Below are 6,622 nucleotides of genomic sequence, written 5' to 3'. Positions count from 1 at the left end.
GGCCCCACCCGCCCGGGTGGGGCCCCTTCGCGCGTCCGCGTCCGTCAGCGCCGGTACAGCGCCTCGACGTCGTCCGCGAAGTCCTTCAGCACCACGTTGCGCTTGAGCTTCAGCGACGGCGTCAGGTGGCCGCTCGCCTCGGAGAACTCGGTGTCCAGCAGCCGGAACTTCTTGACCGCCTCGGCGTGCGAGACCGCCTGGTTGCCGTCGTCCACCGCCGCCTGCAGGGCGGCCAGCAGGTCGGCGTCCTCGCGCAGCTCGGCCAGCGTGGCGGCGGCGGGCTTGCCGTTGAGCTCCTTCCACTTCGGGAAGAAGTCCGGGTCGACGGTGAGCAGGCAGCCGATGAACGGCCGGCGGTCGCCGACCACCATGACCTCGCCGACCAGCGCGTGGGCGCGGATGCGGTCCTCGATCACGGCCGGGGCGACGTTCTTGCCGCCGGCGGTGACGATGATCTCCTTCTTGCGCCCGGTGATGGTCAGGTAGCCCTCGTCGTCCAGCGAGCCGATGTCGCCGGTGGCGAACCAGCCGTCCTCCAGCGCCTCGGCGGTGGCCTGCGGGTTGTTCCAGTAGCCGGTGAACACCTGCGGGCCCTTGAGCAGCACCTCGCCGTCCTCGGCGATCCGCACCGCGGAGCCGGGCAGCGGCTGGCCGACCGTGCCGATCTTCGGCTTGTCGTGCGGGTTGAAGGCGGTGGCCGCACAGGTCTCGGTCAGGCCGTAGCCCTCCAGGACGGTGAAGCCGATGCCGCGGTAGAAGTGGCCGAGCCGCTCGCCGAGCGGGGCGCCGCCGGAGATCGCGTGGGTGGCCCGGCCGCCGAGGGCGGCGCGCAGCTTGGCGTACACCAGCTTGTCGAAGACGAAGTGCTTGACTCTCAGGCCGAGTCCGGCACGGCCGGCGTCCAGGGCCCGGCTGTAGGCGATGGCGGTGTCGGCGGCCCGGTCGAAGATCTTGCCCTTGCCGTCGGCCTGGGCCTTGGCCCGGGCGGTGTTGTAGACCTTCTCGAACACCCGGGGCACGCCGAGGATCAGGGTCGGGCGGAACGAGCCGAGCTCGGCCGTGACGTCCTTGATGTCGGAGACGTGGCCAAGCTTGATCGGGGCGATCGCGGCGGCGATCTCGGCGATCCGGCCGAGCACGTGGGCGAGCGGCAGGAACAGCAGGACCGAGCTCTCGCCGGTGCGGAACAGCGGCTCCAGGCGGGCGGTGACGTTGCCCAGTTCGGCGAGGAAGTTGCCGTGCGTCAGCTGACAGCCCTTCGGGCGGCCGGTGGTGCCCGAGGTGTAGACGATGGTGGCGACGGTGTCGGCGGTCGGCACCGCGCGGCGCTCGGCGACCGTGGCGTCCGGGACGCCGGCGCCGGCCTCGGTGAGGGCGGCGATCGCGCCCCGCTCGATCTGCCAGGTCTGCTTCAGCTCCGGCAGCCGGTCGCGGACCTCGGCGACCACCGCGGCGTGGCCGTCGGTCTCGGTGACCACGGCGACCGCGCCGGAGTCCCCGAGGATCCACTGCACCTGCTCGGCGGAGGAGGTCTCGTACACCGGGACGGTGATCGCGCCCGCGCACCAGATCGCGAAGTCCAGCAGCGTCCACTCGTACCGGGTGCGGGACATCACCGCGACCCGGTCGCCGGGCTGCACGCCCGAGGCGATCAGGCCCTTGGCGGCCGCGTGCACCTCGGCGAGGAACTGCGCCGCCCCGAGGTCCTGCCACTGTCCGGCCACCTTCCGGCTGATCACGGCGACGCCCGGGTGCTGCTCGGCGTTCTGGTGGATCAGGTCGGAGAGGTTTCCGCCGCTCGGTACCTGGTAGCGGGCCGGAAGGCTGAACTCGAGCAAGACTGCTCCTCGTCTGCGACGCTGCGGGACGGCAGGACGTTACTGCCCAGTAGGCGGATTCGACCAGAGGGGTCGGCCCCGTTGTTCGAAGCGTCACACCGGGTGGTCGGACCGCTGATCGTTCCGACCCGCACCATCGGACCGTCCGGCGGAGCGCGTTCGACTCGCACCTTACGGCAGCCGTCCGGCGACCCGCCGGTAGCCCCCGGCGCCCCCCGGCGGCCGCCCGCGCGCGAGGGCGCCGCCCGGAGGGCGGCCCCGGACGCGATAGCCTGCCCTGGGCGCACATCTGAACAGTCGCGGAGGGCCGTCATGGCGGAGCACACCAGGTCGAGCATCAACATCGAGGCGGCCCCGGCCGAGGTCATGGCCGTGATCGCCGACTTCGCCGCCTATCCGGCCTGGACGGGCGAGGTCAAGGAGATCGAGGTGCTCGCCGCCGGCGCCGACGGCCGCGCCACGGAGGTCCGCCTGGTCCTGGACGCCGGTGCGATCCGCGACGAGCACGTGCTCGCCTACACCTGGGACGGCGACCGCGAGGTCGGCTGGACGCTGGTCAAGAGCCAGATGCTCCGCGCCCTGGACGGTTCCTACAGCCTGGCCGCGCAGAAGAACGGCACCACCGAGGTCACCTACCAGCTCGCCGTGGACGTCAAGATCCCGATGCTGGGCATGATCAAGCGCAAGGCGGAGAAGGTCATCATCGACCGCGCGCTCGCCGGTCTGAAGAAGCGCGTCGAGGGCTGACCCCGGGTGTCGCCGCGCACGGTCCTCGTCACCGGCGATGGCTCGGCCGCCGTCGCCGCCGCCACCGCCCTGCACAGCGCGAAGCAGGGGCGCCGCACGCTGCTGCTCGCCGCCGACGACCCGCATCGCGCGGTCGACGACCTGCTCGACACCCGGCTCACCGCCGAGCCCGCGCCGTACCGGGACGCCCCCGGGCGTCTGGCCGTCGCCCGGATCGACGAGCAGGACGCGCTGCGCTCGGCCCTCGACCACCTCGGCGGCCGACTCGCCCCGGCCCTCGACCTGCTCGGCGCCGAGCCGCTGGACGCCGAGGAGCTGACCCCGCTGCCCGGCATCCGCCAGTTCGCCCTGCTCCGGGCGCTGCGCTCGGGCACCGCCGGCGCCGACACCGTCGTGGTCGCCGCCCCGCCGCCCGCCGAACTGCTCGCCCTGCTCGCGCTGCCCGAGCAGCTGGAGCGCTACCTCTCCCGGCTGGTTCCCGAGCAGCGGCAGGCCGCCCGCGCGCTGCGCCCGCTGCTCGCCGCCGTCGCCGGGGTGCCGATGCCCGCCGACTGGCTGTTCGAGGCCAGGGGCGCCGCGTCCGCCGCGCTCGCCGAGGCCCGCGCGGCCGTCGAGGCGCCCGGCACCTCGGTGCGCCTGGTCCTCGACGCCGACGCGCACGGCGACGGGGGACTCGGCCGGATCAGGGCCGGCCTCGCACTGTACGGCCGCCGGCTGGACGCGGTGGTCGTGCACCGGGCACTGCCTGCCGCGGCCGCCGCATCGCCGGACCCCTGGCTCGCCGCCCGCGCCGCCCGCCAGCAGGAGCGGCTCGCCCAGCTGGCCGCCGGGCTCGACGGGGTCCCGCTGCTGGTGGCGCCCTGGCCCGAGGTCGCCCTGGAGGAGGTCGCCGACGCGCTGTACGCGGACGGCGAGCCGGCCCCCGGCCCGGCCCCCGAACCCCGGGTGGAGGACCGGCTCGCCGAGGACGGCCTGCTGATCTGGCACCTGGCGCTGCCCGGCGCCGACCGGTCCGGGCTCGAACTCGTCCGCCGAGGCGATGAGTTGGTCGTCGGCACCGGCGCCTACCGGCGGATCCTGGCACTGCCCGCCGCGCTGCGCCGGTGCACCGTGAGCGGGGCGGGCCTGGCCGGCGGCGTGCTGTCCGTCCGGTTCGCGCCGGACCCGGCCCTCTGGCCGTCGCCGCGGTCCTGACCCGGCCCGCCGTCCGGTAGCGTTCGAGACCCGGCCGCGGTCGCGGCCGGGTGGGCCTGGCGGGGCCGAGTCGCCCCGGATGAGGGAGGCGCCGGATGGCGGACGACGAGAGCGGGCAGCCGGCCGGTGCGGACTTCGGGCCGCTGGTGGACGAGGTCCGCCGCTTCGCACTGGCCCTGGGCGGCCGGGCCCTGGAGTACGGCGTCCGGCTGCGCGAGCAGAACCCCGAGGTGTACGGACATCTCGCCGGTGCGGGGAGCGAACTGCTCGCCGCCTACCGCGCGGCCGTCTCGGGGCATGAACGCCGCTGGGCCGGTGCCGGACACGCCGAGACCGAGCACATCGACCTCGACGAGGCACCCGACAAGTAGTGAACCCGCAGGTCAGGCCATGTGACCCAGCTGCCCGACACCACTACCCAAAGGTACGAAGCCTACGACTTCTGAACGCATCCATTGGGCTAATCCGAAAATTGTCTTCGGTTAATGTAGGCCGCGGTGTGTACGGGAACACCGCTCAGCGGGTACCGTTCCGCTCAGCGGGAACGAGTGAATAGCTGAGGGACACATGGCTCTGACCATCGGCGTCGACGTCGGCGGGACGAAGATCGCGGCCGGCGTGGTCGACGAGACCGGCGAGATCCTTGCCCGGACCCGGGTACCCACCCCGGCCGACCCCCAGTGGGCGGTCGACGCGATCGCACAGGCCGTCCGGGAGCTCAAGGAGCAGTTCCCGGAGGTCGCGGCGGTCGGTGTCGGCGCCCCCGGGTTCGTCGACCGCGACCGGTCCACGGTGATCTTCGCGCCCAACATCGACTGGGAGAACGAGCCGCTCAAGCAGCGCGTCGAGGAGCTCACCGGCCTGGAGACCGTCGTCGAGAACGACGCCAACTGCGCCGCCTGGGCCGAGTTCCGCTTCGGCGCCGCGGCCGAGCACGAGGACATGGTGCTGATCACCGTCGGCACCGGCATCGGCGGCGGCATCGTCCTGGACGGCCGGATGCACCGCGGTCGCTTCGGCGTCGCCGGCGAGATCGGCCACCTCAACATGGTCCCCGACGGCCTGCCCTGCGGCTGCGGCGGCCACGGCTGCTGGGAGCAGTACGCCTCCGGCCGCGCGCTGCGCCGCTACGGCCGGGAGAAGGCCGCCGCCGACCCGATCGCCGGCAAGCGGATGCTGGAGCTCAACGACTTCGTCGCCGAGACCATCCGCGGCATCCACATCACCGAGGCCGCGGCCGAGGGCGACCCGCTCGCCCTGGAGTGCTACGCCGAGGTCGCCGACTGGCTCGGCCGCGGCATGGCCGACCTCGCCGCGCTGTTCGACCCGGGCGTCTTCGTGCTCGGCGGCGGCGTGTCCGACTCCGGGAGCCTGCTGCTCGACCCGGTCGCCGCCGCCTTCGAGACCTACCTCACCGGCGGCGCCCACCGGCCCCGCGCCGAGGTCCTGCTCGCCACCATGGGCTCGGCCGCCGGCATCGCCGGCGCGGCGGACCTGGCCCGGGTCTGACGCTGCGACACCCCTGCGGCGAGGCTGGAGCACCCGCTCCGGCCTCGCCGTTAGCATGACCGGCATGTCCGCAGCGAGTCCCGCCACCGGGCCCACCTCCGCACCGCTCGCCGACCTGCCCGCCTCCGGCCCCGAGCCGGACGGCGCCGAGCGCGTCCGCGTGCTGAGCTACAACATCCGCTCGCTGCGCGACGACCGCGACGCACTCGTCCGGGTGATCCGCGCCTGCGCCCCGGACATCGTCTGCATCCAGGAGTCCCCGCGCTACTGGAAGCCGCTCAAGCAGGCCGCCCGGCTCGCCCACCGCACGGGCACCGTCATCCTCTCCGGCGGCGGACGGATCGCGGCCGGCCCGCTGCTGCTCGGCCGGCTGCGCTGCGAGGTGCTCGCCACCCGCGACCGGCTGCTGCCCAAGACCCGCGGCCTGCACGCCCGCGGCTTCGCCACCGCCGTCCTGCGGATCGGGCGCGCGGCGCCCCTCACCGTCACCAGCTGCCACCTCTCACTGGACCCGGCCGAGCGGCTGAGCCAGTTCGAGCTGCTGCCCGGCCAGTTCGACGAGGGCGAACTCGGCCTGATCGCGGGCGACTTCAACGAGCACCCGGACGGGCCCGGCTGGCAGGGCCTGGCCGCCCGGTACCGGGACGCGCACACCGCCGCACCCTGGGGCGGCACCTTCACCTCCGAACCCGCCCGCCCGCACCAGCGCATCGACGCGGTCTTCACCACCCCCGGCATCGAGGTGCTGGGCTGCGGCGTCCCGCAGGGCCTGCCCGGCCTCGACCCGGCCGACCTGCTCGCCGCCACCGACCACCTGCCGGTGCTGGCCGTGCTGCGGGTACCGGCCGCTAGCTGACCGAGGCAGCGACGATCACCCCGCCGCGGACGGTGTAACTGCCGGAGAAGAGGCGGTGCGAGCCGTCGCTCTGCAGCGAGTCGACGACCACGAACACCGTGTCGCCGCTGACCCCGGTCACGGTCAGGGTGACCGCGGCGGTCCCGGCGAAGCCGGCCGCGAAGGCCCGGTACGACGGCGCCAGGTTCCGCCCGCCGAGGTCCCAGGCCCGCCGGTAGTCCCGCGCGTTGATCGCCGCGTAGTACGCGCCGACCACCTGCGCCGGGTGGGCCGCGGTCGCCGGTGCGGGCGTCGCCGCCGGGGCGGTCCGGGTCACCGGGGCGGAGGCGGCCGGGGAGGCGGTGGAGGCCGGCGGCGAGACGGCCGCGCCCGCCCGCCCCCGCCCCCGCCCGCGCGCGGGGGGCGGGGCCGGCCCAACAGCGGGGGCGCGCCCAGGGCGAGTGCGGCGCCTGCTCGGTCCAGGTCGACGGCCAGCTGG

At 74.6% G+C, this 6,622-nt stretch carries 6 protein-coding genes; 5 read left to right on the top strand and 1 reads right to left on the bottom strand.

Annotated features, from left to right (window positions below; translation table 11 throughout):
* Positions 1 to 44 precede the first annotated feature (44 nt).
* Positions 45 to 1,838, bottom strand: coding sequence for an AMP-dependent synthetase/ligase (locus ACFV0G_RS18115; RefSeq protein ID WP_380548145.1), 1,794 nt, complete (start codon positions 1,836 to 1,838; stop codon positions 45 to 47).
* A gap of 312 nt (positions 1,839 to 2,150) precedes the next feature.
* Here ACFV0G_RS18115 and ACFV0G_RS18110 point away from each other — a divergent pair, with 312 nt between their 5' ends.
* The 5 genes from ACFV0G_RS18110 to ACFV0G_RS18090 all read left to right on the top strand — a co-directional run bounded on the left by ACFV0G_RS18110 (position 2,151) and on the right by ACFV0G_RS18090 (position 6,144).
* Entirely contained in the window at positions 2,151 to 2,585 is a 435-nt protein-coding gene (locus ACFV0G_RS18110) for an SRPBCC family protein (protein WP_380548142.1), read from the top strand.
* A gap of 6 nt (positions 2,586 to 2,591) precedes the next feature.
* Complete coding sequence (locus tag ACFV0G_RS18105) at positions 2,592 to 3,779, top strand: ArsA family ATPase (RefSeq protein ID WP_380548139.1); 1,188 nt, start codon at positions 2,592 to 2,594, stop codon at positions 3,777 to 3,779.
* Positions 3,780 to 3,874: 95 nt separating this feature from the next.
* A complete protein-coding gene (locus ACFV0G_RS18100) occupies positions 3,875 to 4,150 on the top strand; it encodes a DUF5304 family protein (RefSeq protein WP_380548136.1) in 276 nt (91 codons plus the stop codon).
* A gap of 196 nt (positions 4,151 to 4,346) precedes the next feature.
* Positions 4,347 to 5,288 carry an ROK family glucokinase gene (locus ACFV0G_RS18095; protein ID WP_380548133.1) on the top strand — a complete coding sequence of 314 codons (942 nt, stop codon included), beginning with the start codon at positions 4,347 to 4,349 and terminating at the stop codon, positions 5,286 to 5,288.
* Positions 5,289 to 5,352: 64 nt separating this feature from the next.
* The gene (locus ACFV0G_RS18090) at positions 5,353 to 6,144 is read left to right on the top strand and encodes an endonuclease/exonuclease/phosphatase family protein (protein WP_380548129.1); all 792 of its coding nucleotides are present in this window, start codon (positions 5,353 to 5,355) and stop codon (positions 6,142 to 6,144) included.
* The last annotated feature ends 478 nt before the right edge of the window (positions 6,145 to 6,622 follow it).

It is taken from the genome of Kitasatospora sp. NPDC059571, assembly GCF_042735675.1.
Lineage (GTDB): Bacteria > Actinomycetota > Actinomycetes > Streptomycetales > Streptomycetaceae > Kitasatospora.
Note: the sequence above shows the minus strand (reverse complement) of the source record. Positions and strands in the feature narration are given on the sequence as shown.

Coding starts and splice junctions, on each gene's coding strand:
- ACFV0G_RS18110 (WP_380548142.1), top strand. CDS start 2,151: ATGGCGGAGCACACCAGGTCGAGCATCAACATCGAGGCGGCCCCGGCC.
- ACFV0G_RS18100 (WP_380548136.1), top strand. CDS start 3,875: ATGGCGGACGACGAGAGCGGGCAGCCGGCCGGTGCGGACTTCGGGCCG.
- ACFV0G_RS18095 (WP_380548133.1), top strand. CDS start 4,347: ATGGCTCTGACCATCGGCGTCGACGTCGGCGGGACGAAGATCGCGGCC.
- ACFV0G_RS18090 (WP_380548129.1), top strand. CDS start 5,353: ATGTCCGCAGCGAGTCCCGCCACCGGGCCCACCTCCGCACCGCTCGCC.